Here is a 19,936-nt window from a genome sequence, read left to right on the forward strand (position 1 = left end):
ATTAATTTTTTTCAAAGCATCAGTAAGATCTTTTTAACGGTTAAGTTAGAAAGGGCGCACGGTGGATGCCTTGGCACTAGGAGCCGATGAAGGACGGGACTAACACCGATATGCTTCGGGGAGCTGTAAGTAAGCTTTGATCCGGAGATTTCCGAATGGGGAAACCCACTGTTCGTAATGGAACAGTATCTCTACCTGAATACATAGGGTATTGAAGGCAGACCCGGGGAACTGAAACATCTAAGTACCCGGAGGAAGAGAAAGCAATAGCGATTTCCTGAGTAGCGGCGAGCGAAACGGAATGTAGCCCAAACCAAGAGGCTTGCCTCTTGGGGTTGTAGGACACTCAATATGGAGTTACAAAGGAACGGGGTAAATGAAGTGACCTGGAAAGGTCCGTCAAAGAAGGTAAAAACCCTGTAGTTGAAACTTCGTTCCCTCCTGAGTGGATCCTGAGTACGGCGGGACACGAGAAATCCCGTCGGAAGCAGGGAGGACCATCTCCCAAGGCTAAATACTACCTAGTGACCGATAGTGAACCAGTACCGTGAGGGAAAGGTGAAAAGCACCCCGGAAGGGGAGTGAAATAGATCCTGAAACCGTGTGCCTACAAGTAGTCAAAGCCCGTTAATGGGTAATGGCGTGCCTTTTGTAGAATGAACCGGCGAGTTACGATTTCATGCGAGGTTAAGTTGATAAGACGGAGCCGCAGCGAAAGCGAGTCTGAATAGGGCGAATGAGTATGAGGTCGTAGACCCGAAACCAGGTGATCTACCCATGTCCAGGGTGAAGTTCAGGTAACACTGAATGGAGGCCCGAACCCACGCACGTTGAAAAGTGCGGGGATGAGGTGTGGGTAGCGGAGAAATTCCAATCGAACCTGGAGATAGCTGGTTCTCTCCGAAATAGCTTTAGGGCTAGCCTCAAGATGAGAGTATTGGAGGTAGAGCACTGATTGGACTAGGGGCCCCCAACGGGTTACCGAATTCAGTCAAACTCCGAATGCCAAATACTTATTCTTGGGAGTCAGACTGCGAGTGATAAGATCCGTAGTCGAAAGGGAAACAGCCCAGACCACCAGCTAAGGTCCCAAAGTATACGTTAAGTGGAAAAGGATGTGGAGTTGCTTAGACAACCAGGATGTTGGCTCAGAAGCAGCCACCATTTAAAGAGTGCGTAATAGCTCACTGGTCGAGTGACTCCGCGCCGAAAATGTACCGGGGCTAAACGTATCACCGAAGCTGTGGATTGACACCGTATGGTGTCGATGGTAGGAGAGCGTTCTAAGGGCGTTGAAGTCAGACCGTAAGGACTGGTGGAGCGCTTAGAAGTGAGAATGCCGGTATGAGTAGCGAAAGAAGGGTGAGAATCCCTTCCACCGAATGCCTAAGGTTTCCTGAGGAAGGCTCGTCCGCTCAGGGTTAGTCGGGACCTAAGCCGAGGCCGAAAGGCGTAGGCGATGGACAACAGGTTGATATTCCTGTACCACCTATACATCGTTTGAACGATGGGGGGACGCAGAAGGATAGGGTAAGCGCGCTGTTGGATATGCGCGTCCAAGCAGTTAGGCCGGAAACGAGGCAAATCCCGTTTCCATTAAGGCGGAGCTGTGATGGCGAGGGAAATATAGTACCGAAGTTCCTGATTCCACACTGCCAAGAAAAGCCTCTAGTGAGATGTAAGGTGCCCGTACCGCAAACCGACACAGGTAGGCGAGGAGAGAATCCTAAGGTGTGCGAGAGAACTCTCGTTAAGGAACTCGGCAAAATGACCCCGTAACTTCGGGAGAAGGGGTGCTTTTTAGGGTGAATAGCCCAGAAAAGCCGCAGTGAATAGGCCCAGGCGACTGTTTAGCAAAAACACAGGTCTCTGCGAAGCCGCAAGGCGAAGTATAGGGGCTGACACCTGCCCGGTGCTGGAAGGTTAAGGGGAGAGGTTAGCGCAAGCGAAGCTTTGAACCGAAGCCCCAGTAAACGGCGGCCGTAACTATAACGGTCCTAAGGTAGCGAAATTCCTTGTCGGGTAAGTTCCGACCCGCACGAAAGGTGTAACGATCTGGGCACTGTCTCAACGAGAGACTCGGTGAAATTATAGTACCTGTGAAGATGCAGGTTACCCGCGACAGGACGGAAAGACCCCGTGGAGCTTTACTGCAGCCTGATATTGAATTTTGTTACAGCTTGTACAGGATAGGTAGGAGCCTGAGAAGCCGGAGCGCTAGCTTCGGTGGAGGCGTTGGTGGGATACTACCCTGGCTGTATTGAAATTCTAACCCGCGCCCCTTATCGGGGTGGGAGACAGTGTCAGGTGGGCAGTTTGACTGGGGCGGTCGCCTCCTAAAGAGTAACGGAGGCGCCCAAAGGTTCCCTCAGAATGGTTGGAAATCATTCGCAGAGTGTAAAGGCACAAGGGAGCTTGACTGCGAGACCTACAAGTCGAGCAGGGACGAAAGTCGGGCTTAGTGATCCGGTGGTTCCGCATGGAAGGGCCATCGCTCAACGGATAAAAGCTACCCCGGGGATAACAGGCTTATCTCCCCCAAGAGTCCACATCGACGGGGAGGTTTGGCACCTCGATGTCGGCTCATCGCATCCTGGGGCTGTAGTCGGTCCCAAGGGTTGGGCTGTTCGCCCATTAAAGCGGTACGCGAGCTGGGTTCAGAACGTCGTGAGACAGTTCGGTCCCTATCCGTCGCGGGCGCAGGAAATTTGAGAGGAGCTGTCCTTAGTACGAGAGGACCGGGATGGACGCACCGCTGGTGTACCAGTTGTCTTGCCAAAGGCATAGCTGGGTAGCTACGTGCGGAAGGGATAAGTGCTGAAAGCATCTAAGCATGAAGCCCCCCTCAAGATGAGATTTCCCATGGCGCAAGCTAGTAAGATCCCTGAAAGATGATCAGGTTGATAGGTCAGAGGTGGAAGCGTGGCGACATGTGGAGCTGACTGATACTAATAGATCGAGGACTTAACCAACGCTTTAAAAAGATGAACACCTTCTGATATTATCTAGTTTTGAAGGAACAACGTTCCTGATATGTTTGGTGGCGATAGCGAAGAGGTCACACCCGTTCCCATTCCGAACACGGCAGTTAAGCTCTTCAGCGCCGATGGTAGTTGGGGGTTTCCCCCTGTGAGAGTAGGACGCCGCCAAGCCATTTCGAAGGTCAGCCATTAGGCTGGCCTTTTTTTGTTTTTAGTAAATCCTTTTACCTTCTCAGCCAGACAGTAGAAGAAGACCGTAAGGTCTCGAAATCGCGGAGAATACATGGCTAATTCGTTTTCTTTATATATTTTCTAATAACTTATTGGCTTGTTTTTATAAATGGTATGGGAATGCGGTGGGATATCCGTTGATTTTTCCTGGAGAGTTAGCATTCAGAAATGGCTCCTAAACCATCATCCATTTAAAATGGTCTCTTCTTTCCTAATCATCGTGAAAAGCTGTGATCTCATTTGTGAATCATTTTTATTCAACAATAAAAAAGATGATTGGTGCACATAACCCTGTCAAGTAGACAATAAAAAAAGAGTATTTCAAGCTGCGGCCTTTTCTCGATATTCAATCGGGGAAAGGCCGTTAAATTTTTCTTGGAAGCGATCCGTATTGTAGAATTCTATATACTCCTGAATAGCTATATAAGCTTCCTCTGTTGTTTTTAGGCTTACCAAATATAACTTCTCTGTTTTTAAATGCGAGAAGAAACTTTCTATACAAGCGTTATCATGACAATTGCCACGACGAGAGTGGCTTCCTTGGATACCGAGTTCTTTTATCTGCTTTTCGTATGATTTCGTCGTATATTGGAATCCTTGATCAGAGTGAAGAAGGGCACCCTTTTCGAATGACTTATCCCTTAACTGATTCAACGTATTATGAACCAATTCAAGATCGTTTCGAGAAGAAACTTCCCATGCGACAATTTCATTATTATACAAATCTAAAACGGCAGATAAGTAGGCAAACGTGTCTCCAATCCGCACATAGGTTATATCTGTTACTAACTTTTGAAACATGGACTCTGCATAGAACTCACGGTTTAAAACATTCTTAAATACTACGGATCCTCTTCTACCATAGAAAGGGCGTTTCTTTCGAATTACAGATGTAACTCCCAATTCTCTCATCAAGCGACGCACACGCTTATGATTTACAACGATTCCCTCTCTAAATAAAGCTCGAGTCATTCGCTTATATCCGTAGTATGGATGTATCTTATGAATGGCTAATATATGTTCTTTTATCCATAGGTTTTTCTCAAGTCTTAGAGATCGTTTAGACTGAGTCTTCCGCCATTTATAATAACCAGATCTTGAAACTTCACCGATTTTTATTAGCCACGTGAGTGGGTGTACTTTCCTCAATTCATCAATCACTTGAAACCTTTCGGCTTTCAGGACCATTCCTTCCCATGTAGATTTGGATTGCGCTTTTTTAAATAGTCCACCTGCGCTTTCAGATAAGCATTTTCTTCTTCTACACTAGTAAAATTCTTACGGTTCCATACACCACGTTGGTCTTCAAAAGGCTCATTATTCTGCACTTTCTTTACCCAATTCGCTATTTGTGCATCACTTTTGATACCAAATCGCTCACGAAGCCGACGATATGACCAGCCTTCCTCTAACTTCAAACGAACAACTTTTCGCTTTAATTCTTCTGTATATGTTTGAAAGATTTGCCCCTTTTTTGCCATAGAAAAATCCCCTCCCAGATAGACTGTTAAGAACATTTTATCATGTTCTCTTTTTACTCAGTCTACCTGTAGGGGATAATACCATGGCTCAGTCTAGCCAATCATCTTTTTATTAAAGTGGTTCGTGAATCTCCCAAGCAACTTTTAAAGAATCTACTATGAAATCTGCTACTTCATCAACATCCAAGTTATTTGTGTTCACTTTTGAATGATGATAGGAATAAACTTCTTGTCTGGTTTTAAAAAGGTCTTCAATTTCTTCTAGGCTTTTACTTTGCAAGACCGGTCTACTATCAATAAGTAAGCTAATTCTTTCTTTCCAATAGTCCCAAGATAAATCAAGGTAAAATACTATGCAATTGGAGAGGCATATATCTCTTATATCCTCTTGTAAAAAGGCCCCGCCTCCTAAAGAAAGTATTTTTAATTTTTGCTGGCTGAACCGTTCAATTACTTCCTTTTCTTTTTCACGAAAAGTCTTTTCCCCGAACTTCTTGAATATTTCAGTCGTGGGCATATTAAATTCTTTTTCGATTTCTTGGTCTATATCAATAAAGTCCCTATATAGTTTTTTAGCGACTTTTTGGCCTATTGTAGTTTTACCTACTCCCATAAAACCAATAAAAACGATACTTTGCAACCTCAAAGATGTATCTTTATTAACCACTTATGAATTCCTCTCCCCGCTAGATTACAATGATTTAAAGTAGTTTTCGATTTTTAAAAATAATTTCATTATAGTACATGTTGGTAGAAATGTAAAAATATTATTTAAATATTTGGAAAACTGATCAATTGATTTACCCTCATTCCTAATAATAGAAGGAATGGTCGATAATTAATAGTCCATGCTTTAATTTGTATCATTAATTTTATAATGAGAAGAGTAATGATAGGATCCAACTCAGGCTGTGCAATTGTGGATATTAATTAACGGATATGGTCATAAAAGAAAAAAACGAAAATACATTGACTTTGATGACAAAAAGGATTAATATAAATAAGCACCAAGTCAGTCAAACAAAAATTTCATCAACTTCTGGCAGATTGCTTGAAGAAATAAACAGTAAAAACTATTGACTTCTTATAATGAAAGTGATAAGATGAATTAGTTGCTGCTAACACAGTGACTAAAAAATAAGTTAAAAACTTCGTAGAAGTTGACAACTAATCGATAGTGTGTTATGATGGATTAACAAGTTGTTCTAACGAACAACGAGATAAATTGCTCTTTGAAAACTGAACAAAACAAAGCGCCAACGTAAATTTTGAGTGAGCACACACTATAAAAAAGCAAAATGAGCAAGTCAAACATTTCTTCGGAGAGTTTGATCCTGGCTCAGGACGAACGCTGGCGGCGTGCCTAATACATGCAAGTCGAGCGAATCGATGGGAGCTTGCTCCCTGAGATTAGCGGCGGACGGGTGAGTAACACGTGGGCAACCTGCCTATAAGACTGGGATAACTTCGGGAAACCGGAGCTAATACCGGATATGTTCTTTTCTCGCATGAGAGAAGATGGAAAGACGGTTTCGGCTGTCACTTATAGATGGGCCCGCGGCGCATTAGCTAGTTGGTGAGGTAATGGCTCACCAAGGCGACGATGCGTAGCCGACCTGAGAGGGTGATCGGCCACACTGGGACTGAGACACGGCCCAGACTCCTACGGGAGGCAGCAGTAGGGAATCTTCCGCAATGGACGAAAGTCTGACGGAGCAACGCCGCGTGAACGAAGAAGGCCTTCGGGTCGTAAAGTTCTGTTGTTAGGGAAGAACAAGTACCAGAGTAACTGCTGGTACCTTGACGGTACCTAACCAGAAAGCCACGGCTAACTACGTGCCAGCAGCCGCGGTAATACGTAGGTGGCAAGCGTTGTCCGGAATTATTGGGCGTAAAGCGCGCGCAGGTGGTTCTTTAAGTCTGATGTGAAAGCCCACGGCTCAACCGTGGAGGGTCATTGGAAACTGGGGAACTTGAGTGCAGAAGAGGAAAGTGGAATTCCAAGTGTAGCGGTGAAATGCGTAGAGATTTGGAGGAACACCAGTGGCGAAGGCGACTTTCTGGTCTGTAACTGACACTGAGGCGCGAAAGCGTGGGGAGCAAACAGGATTAGATACCCTGGTAGTCCACGCCGTAAACGATGAGTGCTAAGTGTTAGAGGGTTTCCGCCCTTTAGTGCTGCAGCTAACGCATTAAGCACTCCGCCTGGGGAGTACGACCGCAAGGTTGAAACTCAAAGGAATTGACGGGGGCCCGCACAAGCGGTGGAGCATGTGGTTTAATTCGAAGCAACGCGAAGAACCTTACCAGGTCTTGACATCCTCTGACACTCCTAGAGATAGGACGTTCCCCTTCGGGGGACAGAGTGACAGGTGGTGCATGGTTGTCGTCAGCTCGTGTCGTGAGATGTTGGGTTAAGTCCCGCAACGAGCGCAACCCTTGATCTTAGTTGCCAGCATTCAGTTGGGCACTCTAAGGTGACTGCCGGTGACAAACCGGAGGAAGGTGGGGATGACGTCAAATCATCATGCCCCTTATGACCTGGGCTACACACGTGCTACAATGGATGGTACAAAGGGCTGCAAACCTGCGAAGGTAAGCGAATCCCATAAAGCCATTCTCAGTTCGGATTGTAGGCTGCAACTCGCCTGCATGAAGCCGGAATCGCTAGTAATCGCGGATCAGCATGCCGCGGTGAATACGTTCCCGGGCCTTGTACACACCGCCCGTCACACCACGAGAGTTTGTAACACCCGAAGTCGGTGAGGTAACCTTTATGGAGCCAGCCGCCTAAGGTGGGACAGATGATTGGGGTGAAGTCGTAACAAGGTAGCCGTATCGGAAGGTGCGGCTGGATCACCTCCTTTCTAAGGATAATACGAGAGCGCTTTTGTTTTGTTCAGTTTTGAATGAGTAATTCATTCAACCACGAAGGACTCATCACATCGTGATGACGATCTTTCTACATTGTTCCTTGAAAACTAGATAATAGATAGAAGGCAATTAATTTTTTTCAAAGCATCAGTAAGATCTTTTTAACGGTTAAGTTAGAAAGGGCGCACGGTGGATGCCTTGGCACTAGGAGCCGATGAAGGACGGGACTAACACCGATATGCTTCGGGGAGCTGTAAGTAAGCTTTGATCCGGAGATTTCCGAATGGGGAAACCCACTGTTCGTAATGGAACAGTATCTCTACCTGAATACATAGGGTATTGAAGGCAGACCCGGGGAACTGAAACATCTAAGTACCCGGAGGAAGAGAAAGCAATAGCGATTTCCTGAGTAGCGGCGAGCGAAACGGAATGTAGCCCAAACCAAGAGGCTTGCCTCTTGGGGTTGTAGGACACTCAATATGGAGTTACAAAGGAACGGGGTAAATGAAGTGACCTGGAAAGGTCCGTCAAAGAAGGTAAAAACCCTGTAGTTGAAACTTCGTTCCCTCCTGAGTGGATCCTGAGTACGGCGGGACACGAGAAATCCCGTCGGAAGCAGGGAGGACCATCTCCCAAGGCTAAATACTACCTAGTGACCGATAGTGAACCAGTACCGTGAGGGAAAGGTGAAAAGCACCCCGGAAGGGGAGTGAAATAGATCCTGAAACCGTGTGCCTACAAGTAGTCAAAGCCCGTTAATGGGTAATGGCGTGCCTTTTGTAGAATGAACCGGCGAGTTACGATTTCATGCGAGGTTAAGTTGATAAGACGGAGCCGCAGCGAAAGCGAGTCTGAATAGGGCGAATGAGTATGAGGTCGTAGACCCGAAACCAGGTGATCTACCCATGTCCAGGGTGAAGTTCAGGTAACACTGAATGGAGGCCCGAACCCACGCACGTTGAAAAGTGCGGGGATGAGGTGTGGGTAGCGGAGAAATTCCAATCGAACCTGGAGATAGCTGGTTCTCTCCGAAATAGCTTTAGGGCTAGCCTCAAGATGAGAGTATTGGAGGTAGAGCACTGATTGGACTAGGGGCCCCCAACGGGTTACCGAATTCAGTCAAACTCCGAATGCCAAATACTTATTCTTGGGAGTCAGACTGCGAGTGATAAGATCCGTAGTCGAAAGGGAAACAGCCCAGACCACCAGCTAAGGTCCCAAAGTATACGTTAAGTGGAAAAGGATGTGGAGTTGCTTAGACAACCAGGATGTTGGCTCAGAAGCAGCCACCATTTAAAGAGTGCGTAATAGCTCACTGGTCGAGTGACTCCGCGCCGAAAATGTACCGGGGCTAAACGTATCACCGAAGCTGTGGATTGACACCGTATGGTGTCGATGGTAGGAGAGCGTTCTAAGGGCGTTGAAGTCAGACCGTAAGGACTGGTGGAGCGCTTAGAAGTGAGAATGCCGGTATGAGTAGCGAAAGAAGGGTGAGAATCCCTTCCACCGAATGCCTAAGGTTTCCTGAGGAAGGCTCGTCCGCTCAGGGTTAGTCGGGACCTAAGCCGAGGCCGAAAGGCGTAGGCGATGGACAACAGGTTGATATTCCTGTACCACCTATACATCGTTTGAACGATGGGGGGACGCAGAAGGATAGGGTAAGCGCGCTGTTGGATATGCGCGTCCAAGCAGTTAGGCCGGAAACGAGGCAAATCCCGTTTCCATTAAGGCGGAGCTGTGATGGCGAGGGAAATATAGTACCGAAGTTCCTGATTCCACACTGCCAAGAAAAGCCTCTAGTGAGATGTAAGGTGCCCGTACCGCAAACCGACACAGGTAGGCGAGGAGAGAATCCTAAGGTGTGCGAGAGAACTCTCGTTAAGGAACTCGGCAAAATGACCCCGTAACTTCGGGAGAAGGGGTGCTTTTTAGGGTGAATAGCCCAGAAAAGCCGCAGTGAATAGGCCCAGGCGACTGTTTAGCAAAAACACAGGTCTCTGCGAAGCCGCAAGGCGAAGTATAGGGGCTGACACCTGCCCGGTGCTGGAAGGTTAAGGGGAGAGGTTAGCGCAAGCGAAGCTTTGAACCGAAGCCCCAGTAAACGGCGGCCGTAACTATAACGGTCCTAAGGTAGCGAAATTCCTTGTCGGGTAAGTTCCGACCCGCACGAAAGGTGTAACGATCTGGGCACTGTCTCAACGAGAGACTCGGTGAAATTATAGTACCTGTGAAGATGCAGGTTACCCGCGACAGGACGGAAAGACCCCGTGGAGCTTTACTGCAGCCTGATATTGAATTTTGTTACAGCTTGTACAGGATAGGTAGGAGCCTGAGAAGCCGGAGCGCTAGCTTCGGTGGAGGCGTTGGTGGGATACTACCCTGGCTGTATTGAAATTCTAACCCGCGCCCCTTATCGGGGTGGGAGACAGTGTCAGGTGGGCAGTTTGACTGGGGCGGTCGCCTCCTAAAGAGTAACGGAGGCGCCCAAAGGTTCCCTCAGAATGGTTGGAAATCATTCGCAGAGTGTAAAGGCACAAGGGAGCTTGACTGCGAGACCTACAAGTCGAGCAGGGACGAAAGTCGGGCTTAGTGATCCGGTGGTTCCGCATGGAAGGGCCATCGCTCAACGGATAAAAGCTACCCCGGGGATAACAGGCTTATCTCCCCCAAGAGTCCACATCGACGGGGAGGTTTGGCACCTCGATGTCGGCTCATCGCATCCTGGGGCTGTAGTCGGTCCCAAGGGTTGGGCTGTTCGCCCATTAAAGCGGTACGCGAGCTGGGTTCAGAACGTCGTGAGACAGTTCGGTCCCTATCCGTCGCGGGCGCAGGAAATTTGAGAGGAGCTGTCCTTAGTACGAGAGGACCGGGATGGACGCACCGCTGGTGTACCAGTTGTCTTGCCAAAGGCATAGCTGGGTAGCTACGTGCGGAAGGGATAAGTGCTGAAAGCATCTAAGCATGAAGCCCCCCTCAAGATGAGATTTCCCATGGCGCAAGCTAGTAAGATCCCTGAAAGATGATCAGGTTGATAGGTCAGAGGTGGAAGCGTGGCGACATGTGGAGCTGACTGATACTAATAGATCGAGGACTTAACCAACGCTTTAAAAAGATGAACACCTTCTGATATTATCTAGTTTTGAAGGAACAACGTTCCTGATATGTTTGGTGGCGATAGCGAAGAGGTCACACCCGTTCCCATTCCGAACACGGCAGTTAAGCTCTTCAGCGCCGATGGTAGTTGGGGGTTTCCCCCTGTGAGAGTAGGACGCCGCCAAGCCATTTCGAAGGTCAGCCATTAGGCTGGCCTTTTTTGTTTTCAGACTGGTACCATTAAAATAAAATGAAATCATTCACTGTTGCTAGGACAGAACAAGTTAGATATCGAAAACAGCTTTCCGTCGATCTTTGATTAAAATCCCTGGATAAGCTGTTCAACCTATCTGAAAGAATTTATAATTAGAAAAATAGGCAAGCTGTTTAATAAGGGTGGAACAAAAATATTCATGAAAATAGTGAATGCAGGAAAGGAACGATTCTGTGAGTAAAAAGGGTAAAGAAAAGTTTGAAGTTAGAGAAGGAGAAAGCATTGATGAATGTCTTGATCGAATAAAGGCTGCAGGGTACTTTCCAGTGAGGAGAACGGAAGAACCCATTTTCGAGGAAAGAATCACGAATGGAATGGCTCATTATGAACCAATTAACAGGAAAATTGTATTTGAAGCAAAGTTATTGGAGTAAAACACGAACGATCTTTAAGTATTCTATAAAAATATTCGATTTTATCTTGACAATGAAAATGCGTGACGGTAAGATGGATGTATATTAATACCTCTCATATAATCCTGGGGATATGGCCCAAAAGTTTCTACCTGATGACCGTAAATCATCGGACTATGAGAAAAGTAGCTGACTTATTCGGAAACTATCGAAGTCTTTTTTGTGAAGACTTTTTTCCGGGCAGATTGCTTTCTCTATGAGGAAGAAGTCTGCCCGTTTTTTTTTTGAAAATTATAGATGATAGAATGGAAAGTGGGAGGGACAGTATTATGAAGTCGCAGGTCGGGGTCATTATGGGTAGCGTCTCGGATTGGGAAACGATGAAGTATGCTTGTGAATCATTGGAACAGCTTGAAATCCCCTATGAAAAAAGAGTCGTTTCGGCCCACCGCACACCAGACTTATTGTTTGAATATGCAGAGAGTGCAAGAGAGCGCGGGATTAAGGTGATAATAGCAGGTGCAGGTGGAGCTGCTCACCTACCCGGTATGACGGCAGCTAAAACAATAGTACCTGTGATTGGGGTGCCAATCCAATCCAAGGCTTTAAACGGTATGGATTCATTATTATCGATCGTTCAAATGCCAGGCGGGGTACCGGTTGCCACGGTAGCCATCGGAAAGGCAGGGGCGATTAACGCAGGTTTGCTTGCGGCGCAGGTATTGGCTGCTTTCGATTCAGAAATCGCCGATAGATTAGAGGTTCTCCGAGACGAAACTAGGGAAAAGGTGTTATTGAGCAGTGAACAACTTAAATAAGGTCATTTTACCGGGTCAGACGATTGGAATTATTGGCGGTGGACAGTTAGGCAGGATGATGGCCTTAGCGGCTAAGGCAGCAGGCTTTAAGATAGCTGTTCTTGAACCAACGACTAATGGTCCGTGTGCTCAAGTGGCAGATATAGAGATCCTTGGGGCTTATGATGACATAGATGCATTGAAAAGGCTGGCAAATGTCAGTGACGTCATTACCTATGAGTTCGAAAATATCAGTTCCAAGGCTCTTGATTGGTTGAAACAGCATGCCTATCTTCCTCAGGGGTCGGAATTATTAAAACAAACACAGGATCGGCTTACTGAAAAGAAAGCCATAGCAGGTGCCGGAGCAACGGTTGCCCCGTACCAGGAAATTCAGGATGTTTCGGAAATTTACCTACATATAGAAGAATTAGGGTACCCAAGTGTGTTAAAAACGACCCGTGGCGGTTATGATGGAAAAGGGCAGTTAGTCATAAATGAGGAAGCTGATATTAAAAAGGCTGAATCCCTGCTCCAAACAGGTGTATGTGTATTAGAAGCTTGGATACCTTTCGTTAAGGAAATCTCGGTTGTCGTGACGCGTAAAGCGAATGGTGAAACAAGTCATTTTCCGGTAGCAGAAAATATTCATATTGAAAATATACTGCATAAAAGCATCGTTCCCGCTCGCATCAGTCAGAGTGCTGAAGAAAAGGCCATTGTGGAGGCTCGACAGCTTGCCGAAAAACTAGAACTGGTCGGTACATTGGCCGTGGAGATGTTTTTAACGGCAAAGGATGAAATCATCATCAATGAGCTTGCACCAAGACCACACAATTCGGGTCATTATACATTGGAAGCATGTGCAACATCCCAATTTGAACAGCATATCCGTGCTGTCTGTAATTGGCCCCTCGGAAATACCTCCTTGTTGCAACCGGTGGTCATGGTCAACGTCCTAGGTGAACACTTGGAGCCATTACTTCATGAAATTCCGGAGCTTACAGATTGGAAGGTTCATCTTTACGGTAAAAGAGAGGCCAAGATAAAACGGAAAATGGGGCATGTTAACATTTTACGTCCAACACTCGAGGAAGCCCTTTTAGAAAGTAATCGAAGCAAAATTTGGAATCAACAGGTTGAAACGGAGGAAGCAAAATGATAGAACGTTATACCCGCCCTGAAATGGGTAACATTTGGACAGAGAAAAACCGCTTTAATGCATGGTTGGAAGTAGAAATCTTGGCATGTGAAGCGTGGTCGGAACTTGGTGTCATACCGAAAGAAGACGTGAAGCTCCTTCGTGAAAATGCGTCATTCGATGTAGAGCGCATCAATGAAATTGAAAAAGACACTCGCCATGATGTTGTGGCCTTCACACGTGCGGTTTCCGAAACATTAGGTGAAGAACGTAAATGGGTGCATTATGGGCTGACTTCAACGGATGTAGTTGATACGGCACTTTCTTATGTGATTAAACAAGCGAATGATATTCTTTCAAAGGATTTAAATAATTTTGTCGAGATCTTGAAAAACAAAGCGAAAGAACATAAATATACCGTCCAAATGGGACGTACACATGGTGTGCATGCGGAACCGACCACTTTCGGCTTGAAGCTTGCCCTTTGGTACCAAGAAATGAAACGGAATGTGGAACGTTTTGATGCTGCTCGAAAAAACATCGAGGTAGGTAAAATCTCCGGCGCTGTTGGTACATATGCAAACATCGACCCGTTCGTTGAACAATTCGTCTGTGAAAAGCTGGGCCTTGAAGCTGATCCCATTTCAACGCAAACCTTGCAACGTGATCGCCATGCACACTATATGAGTACATTGGCGTTAATTGCAACTTCCATCGAAAAATTCGCTGTGGAAATCAGAGGGTTACAAAAAAGCGAAACGCGCGAAGTGGAAGAATTCTTTGCAAAAGGACAAAAAGGATCATCAGCAATGCCTCATAAACGGAATCCTATCGGTTCTGAGAACATGACAGGAATGGCCCGGGTCATCCGTGGATACATGATGACAGCGTATGAGAATGTAGCTTTATGGCACGAACGTGATATATCCCACTCTTCTGCTGAACGAATCATCTTGCCGGATGCAACGATTGCTTTGAATTATATGTTGAACCGCTTCAGTAACATCGTGAAAAACCTTACTGTCTATCCCGAGAACATGAAGCGTAACATGGATCGTACACTTGGATTAATCTTCTCTCAACGCGTTCTGCTTGCCCTTATTGACAAGGGTCTTGTCCGTGAAGAGGCGTATGATACGGTTCAGCCACATGCGATGGACGCCTGGGAGCAACAAGTTCCATTCAGGAGCCTGATCGACAAGGATGATAAAATCACAAGTCTGCTTACTAAAGAAGAACTTGATGACTGTTTCGATCCTACCCATCATTTGAAAAACGTAGATGTGATCTTTGATCGCCTAGGCTTATAAAATAAGGCTGCAAACGTGAATCCCCATCGGGTGAAGCGTTTGCTCCTTGCCTAATGATAAGATGAAAATTCATAATATTCACAATTCGGAGGTCTTAACAGATGGAAAAGCGAGAATTGCTGTATGAAGGGAAAGCGAAACAGATTTATGCAACGGACAACAGTGAAATAGTATGGGTGGAATACAAAGATTCAGCAACGGCATTCAACGGCGAGAAGAAGTCAGAGATCGCTGGTAAAGGCCAGTTGAATAATCAAATTACTAGTTTACTATTTTCGAAGCTTGCCGAACAAAACATTCCTTCTCATTTTATAGAAAAGCTTTCCGAGCGGGAGCAACTGGTTAAAAAGGTCTCCATCATTCCTCTTGAAGTGGTCGTTAGAAACACGGCTGCCGGTAGTTTCTCTAAACGCACCGGCATGGAAGAGGGCCATCCACTAAAGAAAACGCTCGTTGAATTTTATTATAAAGACGACGCACTCGGCGATCCTCTGTTGACGGAAGACCATATTGAAGAATTGGAGCTTGCCAGCAAGGAAGATGTAGCGATCTTAAAGGAAAAGGCACGGGAAATCAGTAAGGTCCTATCAACCATATTCCAAGAGATGGGCATTAACCTGATTGATTTTAAACTGGAATTTGGCAAGACACCTGATGGGGAAATCCTGTTGGCTGATGAAATTTCACCGGATACTTGTCGCCTTTGGGACGCAGAGACACATGAAAAATTGGACAAAGACGTATTCCGCCGTGATTTAGGTAGTTTAACAGATGCATATGGAAAAATTCTAGCAAAGTTGGAGGGCACTCAACATGTATAAGGTTAAGGTATATATCACACTACGAGAAAGTGTACTGGATCCACAGGGGACAGCGGTTCAACAATCCCTTCATAGTTTGACATATAACGAAGTGAGCGATGTTCGTATCGGGAAATACATTGAACTGACGATTGATGACACCGACCGTGATTTAGATCAGCTGGTGAAGGAAATGTGTGAAAAGCTATTAGCCAATACAGTCATTGAAGCGTACCGCTATGACGTGGAGGAGGTTGTCACCCAATGAAATTCGCTGTCATCGTTTTTCCTGGCTCCAATTGTGATGTCGACATGTATCATGCGATACAGGATGCGCTTGGGGAGGAAGTGGAGTATGTATGGCATTCCACGGATAATCTAGACAAATTTGACGGGATCCTGCTTCCAGGCGGATTCTCTTATGGCGACTACCTACGTTCAGGAGCGATTGCCCGTTTTTCCAATGTGATGGCCGAAGTCGTAAAAGCGGCTCAAGCAGGAAAGCCGGTACTTGGCGTCTGCAATGGTTTTCAAATTTTGCTTGAAGCAGGGCTGTTACCGGGAGCGATGCGACGTAATGATGGACTGAAATTCATCTGTCGTAACGTAGAACTGAAAGTTGAAAATAATGAATCGATGTTTACCACGGGTTATTCATTAAACGAATCCATCACCATTCCAGTGGCCCATGGTGAAGGGAACTATTACTGTGATAAAGAAACACTGAAGGAATTAAAACAAAATAACCGCATTCTGTTCACTTATCAGGGAGAAAATCCCAACGGTAGCCTAGAACAAATCGCGGGAATCACCAATGCACAAGGCAATGTCCTCGGAATGATGCCTCATCCAGAACGTGCTGTTGACTCATTGCTAGGCAGTAAAGACGGCTTAAAGATCTTTCAATCCATCGTGAAAAACTGGAGGGAATCACATGTTGTTACAGCTTGAACCAAGTCCGGATAAAATTAAATCGGAGCGTTTATACGCAAGTATGGGGTTATCCGATGAAGAATTCGCCATGGTGGAGAAAATCTTAGGCAGACTGCCGAATTATACGGAAACTGGTTTGTTTTCCGTCATGTGGTCAGAGCATTGTTCCTACAAAAATTCAAAACCCATCTTAAGAAAATTCCCGATTACGGGGGAAAAAGTACTACAAGGTCCTGGTGAAGGGGCTGGAATCGTCGATATCGGTGATAATCAGGCCGTCGTTTTCAAGATCGAAAGCCATAACCATCCATCGGCCATTGAGCCATATCAAGGAGCGGCTACAGGTGTTGGCGGCATTATCCGTGATGTCTTCTCCATGGGAGCCCGACCTATCGCCATGTTAAACTCGTTGCGCTTCGGTGAATTGGATAACGAACGCGTGAAGTATTTATTTAAAGAAGTGGTTGCAGGAATTGCCGGCTATGGAAACTGTATTGGGATTCCCACTGTCGGCGGAGAAATTCAATTCGATCCTTCGTACGAGGGCAATCCGTTAGTCAATGCCATGTGCGTCGGGTTAATTGACCATAAGGACATCAAGAAAGGCCAGGCTCATGGTGTAGGGAATACGGTCATGTACGTGGGTGCCAAAACAGGCCGTGATGGCATTCATGGAGCAACATTTGCTTCGGAAGAACTTTCAGAGTCTTCAGAAGAGAAAAGACCAGCCGTGCAAGTTGGCGATCCATTCATGGAGAAATTACTGTTAGAAGCTTGTCTTGAGCTCATCCATAATGATGCACTTGTCGGCATTCAGGATATGGGCGCAGCGGGGCTTACTAGCTCATCGGCTGAGATGGCGAGCAAAGCTGGATCAGGGATTAAAATGAATCTTGATTTAGTACCGCAACGTGAAACAGGCATGACTGCGTATGAAATGATGTTGTCTGAGTCACAAGAACGGATGTTAATCGTCGTTACTAAAGGACGGGAACAGGAAATCGTCGATTTGTTTACGAAGTATGGCCTGGAAGCCGTTGCTGTTGGTGAAGTAACGGATGATAAAAACTTAACTCTTTCTCATCAAGGTGAAATCGTGGCCGCGGTCCCGGTCGATGCATTGGCCGAAGAAGCACCAATCTATCACAAACCATCTGCTGAACCACAATATTTCCGTGACTTCCAAAGCATGACGGCAAAAGTTCCGGTTATTAAGGATTATAAGAGTACTCTTTTAGCATTATTACAACAGCCTACCATATCAAGCAAGGAATGGGTTTACGACCAATATGATTATATGGTTCGTACGAATACTGTGGTATCCCCTGGCTCGGACGCTGCAGTCGTACGTGTGCGAGGAACGAATAAAGCGCTTGCCATGACAACGGATTGTAACTCCCGCTATATTTACCTCGACCCCGAAACAGGCGGTAAGATTGCTGTAGCGGAGGCAGCCCGTAATATTGTCTGTTCGGGTGGCGAACCTTTGGCGATTACAGATTGCTTGAATTTTGGAAATCCGGAAAAACCAGAGATATTCTGGCAACTGGAAAAAGCCGCTGACGGCATGAGCGAAGCATGTCGTAGCTTAAGTACGCCTGTCATTGGTGGAAACGTATCACTTTATAATGAAACGAATGGCGAGGCCATTTATCCAACGCCAGTAGTAGGAATGGTTGGTCTTGTACATGACCTTCAACATATCACGACTCAAACGTTCAAACATGAATCCGACTTGATATATGTGGTCGGGGAAGCGAAAGCTGAATTTGGCGGCAGTGAACTTCAAAAAATGGTGGAAGGAAAAATCTTTGGACCTGCACCGGAATTGGACTTACACGTTGAACAAAAACGTCAAGCACAAATTCTTGAAGCCATTCGAGCAGGGCATATCGCCTCCGCACATGATCTTTCAGAAGGTGGTTTGGCCGTTGCCTTAAGTGAATCTTTATTCGGTCCGGCAAAACTCGGCGCAAACGTTCAGGTTTCCGGCGAATTGGTATCCGGGTTGTTCAGCGAAACGCAATCCCGATTCTTACTATCCGTTCGTCCAGAAAACCAAGCGGCGTTTGAATCCATCGTTGAAGATGCGATCCTTATAGGGGAAGTAACGAATGATCCAAAAATAATCGTGACGGATGATGGCGATAATCTGGTATTTGAAGTGAATGTTGAAGAATTGCAATCAGCTTGGAAAGGGGCCATTCCATGCTTGCTGAAATAAGAAGTCTTAATGAGGAATGTGGCGTAGTAGGAGTCTGGGGACATCAAGATGCAGCACAGCTTGCCTATTACGGACTGCATAGCTTACAGCATCGGGGCCAAGAGGGAGCCGGCATTGTCGTGACGGACGGTAACCAAATGTCCATCACGAAAGGGGAAGGTCTTGTAACGGAAATCTTCACCGCAGAAAAAATGGAGGCACTTTCGGGTACCGGGAAATCAGCGATAGGTCATGTTCGCTATACGACGGCAGGCGGCGGCGGGTATCAAAACGTTCAGCCTTTCTTGTTCAATTCACATACAGGAGGGCTGGCTCTTGCCCATAATGGGAATATCGTCAATGCCAGTCAGTTAAAGGCACAGTTAGAGGGACAAGGGAGCATTTTTCAAACGACATCGGATACGGAAGTCCTTGCTCATTTGATTAAACGCTCTGGTTATTCCGATATTAGGGACTCTGTGAAAAATAGCTTAAGCATGCTAAAGGGCGCCTATGCATTTGTCGTCATGACGGAAAATCAAATGATTTTAGCGCGGGATCCACATGGTTTCCGCCCACTTTCCCTAGGAAAGATTGGGGATGCGTATTACGCTGCCTCTGAAACATGCGCACTTGATATCGTTGGTGCAGAATTTATCCGTGATATCGAACCAGGAGAGCTTGTCGTCATCAACAATGAGGGAATCCATTCAGAGTACTTTTCCCTATCCAGCCAACACGCCATGTGCACGATGGAATATGTATATTTTTCCCGACCGGATAGCAACATTGATGGGATCAATGTGCATACAGCCAGGAAAAACCTTGGTAAGCAGATGGCCCTGGAAGCGAAAATCGAAGCGGATGTTGTCACAGGTGTTCCGGATTCAAGCATTTCGGCAGCCATTGGTTATGCCGAAGCTGCGGGCATCCCTTATGAAATGGGCTTAATTAAGAACCGCTATGTCGGACGGACATTTATTCAACCATCACAGAGCCTTCGCGAACAGGGTGTGAAGATGAAACTATCGCCGGTAAGAGGCGTCGTGGAAGGGAAACGCGTGATCATGGTGGACGATTCGATCGTCCGAGGAACGACGAGCAGAAGGATTGTCCGCATGCTGAAAGATGCAGGAGCCAAAGAGGTCCATGTAGTGATCAGTTCGCCGCCAATTAAAAATCCATGTTTTTACGGTATTGATACATCGAAAAAAGAGGAACTGATTGCCAGCTCCAAATCGGTGGAGGAAATACGGGAAATCATTGAAGCCGATTCATTAACCTTTTTAAGTGTGGAAGGCATGGTGGAAGCGATTGGACGTCCGTTTGCTGGAGAAACACGCGGTTCATGTCTAGCATGCTTCACCGGAAATTATCCAACGGAAATTTTCGATTACGAACGGGAAAAAATTAAATGCTAAAAAAACATCGATAAGAACGAGTGGTTTTCGGAGGGGGATTTCAA

11 protein-coding genes, 5 rRNA genes and 1 riboswitch are annotated in these 19,936 nt (G+C 46.2%); of the genes, 14 read left to right on the plus strand and 2 right to left on the minus strand.

Going from position 1 to position 19,936, the window contains the following annotated elements:
* Positions 1 to 38: 38 nt before the first annotated feature.
* Both AC503W_RS01875 and rrf (AC503W_RS01880) read left to right on the plus strand, forming a co-directional pair.
* Positions 39 to 2,972, plus strand: a 23S ribosomal RNA gene (locus tag AC503W_RS01875).
* 64 nt (positions 2,973 to 3,036) lie between these two features.
* Positions 3,037 to 3,152: ribosomal RNA gene (gene rrf, locus AC503W_RS01880) — 5S ribosomal RNA — on the plus strand.
* A 381-nt stretch (positions 3,153 to 3,533) separates the two neighbouring features.
* Here rrf (AC503W_RS01880) and AC503W_RS01885 read toward each other — a convergent pair.
* Both AC503W_RS01885 and AC503W_RS01890 read right to left on the minus strand, forming a co-directional pair.
* A protein-coding gene (locus tag AC503W_RS01885; RefSeq protein ID WP_494915460.1) for an IS3 family transposase occupies positions 3,534 to 4,693 on the minus strand; the annotation gives its coding sequence in 2 pieces (ribosomal slippage) (positions 3,534 to 4,435 and positions 4,435 to 4,693; 1,161 coding nt in all).
* 112 nt (positions 4,694 to 4,805) lie between these two features.
* A complete protein-coding gene (locus tag AC503W_RS01890; protein ID WP_402876150.1) occupies positions 4,806 to 5,306 on the minus strand; it encodes a shikimate kinase in 501 nt (166 codons plus the stop codon).
* A gap of 703 nt (positions 5,307 to 6,009) precedes the next feature.
* Here AC503W_RS01890 and AC503W_RS01895 point away from each other — a divergent pair.
* The 12 genes from AC503W_RS01895 (at position 6,010) to purF (ending at position 19,892) form a co-directional block, all read left to right on the plus strand.
* Positions 6,010 to 7,560, plus strand: a 16S ribosomal RNA gene (locus AC503W_RS01895).
* Between the two features lie 173 nt (positions 7,561 to 7,733).
* Positions 7,734 to 10,667, plus strand: a 23S ribosomal RNA gene (locus tag AC503W_RS01900).
* Between the two features lie 64 nt (positions 10,668 to 10,731).
* Positions 10,732 to 10,847, plus strand: a 5S ribosomal RNA gene (rrf, locus tag AC503W_RS01905).
* The 16S, 23S and 5S rRNA genes sit together here, the layout of an rRNA operon.
* A gap of 260 nt (positions 10,848 to 11,107) precedes the next feature.
* The gene (locus AC503W_RS01910) at positions 11,108 to 11,308 is read left to right on the plus strand and encodes an NETI motif-containing protein (protein WP_402958642.1); all 201 of its coding nucleotides are present in this window, start codon (positions 11,108 to 11,110) and stop codon (positions 11,306 to 11,308) included.
* Positions 11,309 to 11,382: 74 nt separating this feature from the next.
* Positions 11,383 to 11,484, plus strand: a riboswitch (purine riboswitch).
* 132 nt (positions 11,485 to 11,616) lie between these two features.
* The gene (gene purE / locus AC503W_RS01915) at positions 11,617 to 12,105 is read left to right on the plus strand and encodes a 5-(carboxyamino)imidazole ribonucleotide mutase (RefSeq protein WP_427688991.1); all 489 of its coding nucleotides are present in this window, start codon (positions 11,617 to 11,619) and stop codon (positions 12,103 to 12,105) included.
* A complete protein-coding gene (purK, locus tag AC503W_RS01920) occupies positions 12,089 to 13,246 on the plus strand; it encodes a 5-(carboxyamino)imidazole ribonucleotide synthase (protein WP_427688990.1) in 1,158 nt (385 codons plus the stop codon). Before purE ends, purK begins: the two co-directional genes overlap by 17 nt.
* Positions 13,243 to 14,535, plus strand: a complete 1,293-nt coding sequence (purB, locus tag AC503W_RS01925; protein WP_402872289.1) for an adenylosuccinate lyase — start codon at positions 13,243 to 13,245, stop codon at positions 14,533 to 14,535. Before purK ends, purB begins: the two co-directional genes overlap by 4 nt.
* Positions 14,536 to 14,636: 101 nt before the next feature.
* Positions 14,637 to 15,356, plus strand: coding sequence for a phosphoribosylaminoimidazolesuccinocarboxamide synthase (gene purC / locus AC503W_RS01930; protein WP_427688988.1), 720 nt, complete (start codon positions 14,637 to 14,639; stop codon positions 15,354 to 15,356).
* Positions 15,349 to 15,603: a phosphoribosylformylglycinamidine synthase subunit PurS gene (gene purS / locus AC503W_RS01935; RefSeq protein WP_427688986.1), complete on the plus strand. Its 255-nt coding sequence runs from the start codon at positions 15,349 to 15,351 to the stop codon at positions 15,601 to 15,603. The genes purC and purS overlap by 8 nt, the downstream gene beginning before the upstream one ends.
* The gene (purQ, locus tag AC503W_RS01940) at positions 15,600 to 16,286 is read left to right on the plus strand and encodes a phosphoribosylformylglycinamidine synthase subunit PurQ (protein ID WP_427688984.1); all 687 of its coding nucleotides are present in this window, start codon (positions 15,600 to 15,602) and stop codon (positions 16,284 to 16,286) included. The genes purS and purQ overlap by 4 nt, the downstream gene beginning before the upstream one ends.
* Entirely contained in the window at positions 16,270 to 18,492 is a 2,223-nt protein-coding gene (gene purL, locus AC503W_RS01945) for a phosphoribosylformylglycinamidine synthase subunit PurL (RefSeq protein ID WP_427688982.1), read from the plus strand. Before purQ ends, purL begins: the two co-directional genes overlap by 17 nt.
* A complete protein-coding gene (purF, locus tag AC503W_RS01950) occupies positions 18,477 to 19,892 on the plus strand; it encodes an amidophosphoribosyltransferase (RefSeq protein WP_427688980.1) in 1,416 nt (471 codons plus the stop codon). The genes purL and purF overlap by 16 nt, the downstream gene beginning before the upstream one ends.
* The last annotated feature ends 44 nt before the right edge of the window (positions 19,893 to 19,936 follow it).

This window comes from Peribacillus suis, from assembly GCF_059384845.1.